This window comes from Streptococcus sp. HMSC064H09, assembly GCF_001812625.1.
Lineage (GTDB): Bacteria > Bacillota > Bacilli > Lactobacillales > Streptococcaceae > Streptococcus.
In genome coordinates, this window is record NZ_KV809607.1 from 1 (window position 1) to 1,154 (window position 1,154).

2 protein-coding genes and 1 pseudogene are annotated in these 1,154 nt (G+C 38.2%); 2 read left to right on the forward strand and 1 reads right to left on the reverse strand.

Features of this window, described 5'->3' with window-relative positions; genetic code table 11:
* Positions 1-160: 160 nt before the first annotated feature.
* Positions 161-490 (reverse strand): winged helix-turn-helix transcriptional regulator, encoded by a 330-nt coding sequence (locus tag HMPREF2867_RS08385; RefSeq protein WP_002890783.1) that lies wholly within the window; start codon positions 488-490, stop codon positions 161-163.
* 145 nt (positions 491-635) lie between these two features.
* On the opposite strand from HMPREF2867_RS08385, the gene HMPREF2867_RS08390 reads away from it, so the two are divergent.
* Both HMPREF2867_RS08390 and HMPREF2867_RS11050 read left to right on the forward strand, forming a co-directional pair.
* Entirely contained in the window at positions 636-1,025 is a 390-nt protein-coding gene (locus HMPREF2867_RS08390) for a nuclear transport factor 2 family protein (protein ID WP_002890784.1), read from the forward strand.
* A gap of 39 nt (positions 1,026-1,064) precedes the next feature.
* Positions 1,065-1,154: pseudogene (locus HMPREF2867_RS11050) on the forward strand (phosphoglycerate mutase); the annotation flags it as partial.

Consider the following 1,154-nt stretch of genomic DNA (forward strand, 5'->3'; position numbering starts at 1 on the left):
CATTGGTATTCGAATTTGACGAAAAATTGAACGTAGTTGCTGAATACTACCTTGGAAAATAATTATAAAAGATAAAAGGCGGAATTTATTCCGCCTTTTTTTTTGAGAAGTGACTCTCGGTTCGTCTCACTTTGTAAGGTGAGATGAACCGAGGAGATAATTAGTCTAGGGTTTCGATATACTCCAGTCCCCAACTTTCAATGGCATCTAGGACACCTTGAAATTTTCTACCCATTTCAGTTAGACTGTATTCGACTCGTGGGGGAACTTCAGCATAGACTTTACGCTCCACGATTTTATCCTTCTCGAGCTGTCTGAGGTGTCGTGTTAGAATGGTTTGGGTAATGCCAGGAATTAGACGTTGTAGTTCATTAAAACGCTTAGTCCCCGTACTGAGTTGATAGATGATGACTAGAGCCCATTTGCCTGTTAGTACACGCTGCGTCGTGGCAAAAGGACAAATTCCGTATTCACTGACTTTGGTTACCATAATTCCTCCAAATTTTTTAAAATTATTCTCTTATTTGACAATAATAGTATCGTATTTGATACTAGATAACAATAAAGTGCCTACTTGTCTTTTTGTTAGTAAGTGATAATATTATATCATAAATAAAAGAAACGAGGAGTAACTCATGTCAGTAAATTTAGAAATTTTTAATGCATATAACAATGGTCTTATAACAGGTGATTTTCCAGCTGTTTTTGAGACTATGGCAGATGATATTATCTGGCACCAGCCAGGTCAGCATAGTAATTCCGGTACAGTTGTTGGAAAAGAAGCACTTGGAGCACACTTGGCTCAATTTTCAGAAAAAACAAACGGTACCTTCAAAGTATTGACTAACTGGGTGTCTGAAAATATTGATCTTGTAGCAGCCAATGTGACCTTTGTCGGAACTCGCCCAGACGGCGAGGAACTCAACATGAATGGTATTGATCTTTTTCGCATGGATGATGGAAAGATCAAGGAAGTTTGGCTCTTTTCATCAGATCAAGCAGTAGAAGATGCTTTCTGGGGTTAGACAGTAAATTAATCTATAATCTGAAATGAAATTTGATTTATGGATCGTGATGATGAGCACTCAGCACACACCGACCGTCGTTACGCTTCACTTGTTGACTCAGTAATTCCAGATGCTGAAAACTTGAAA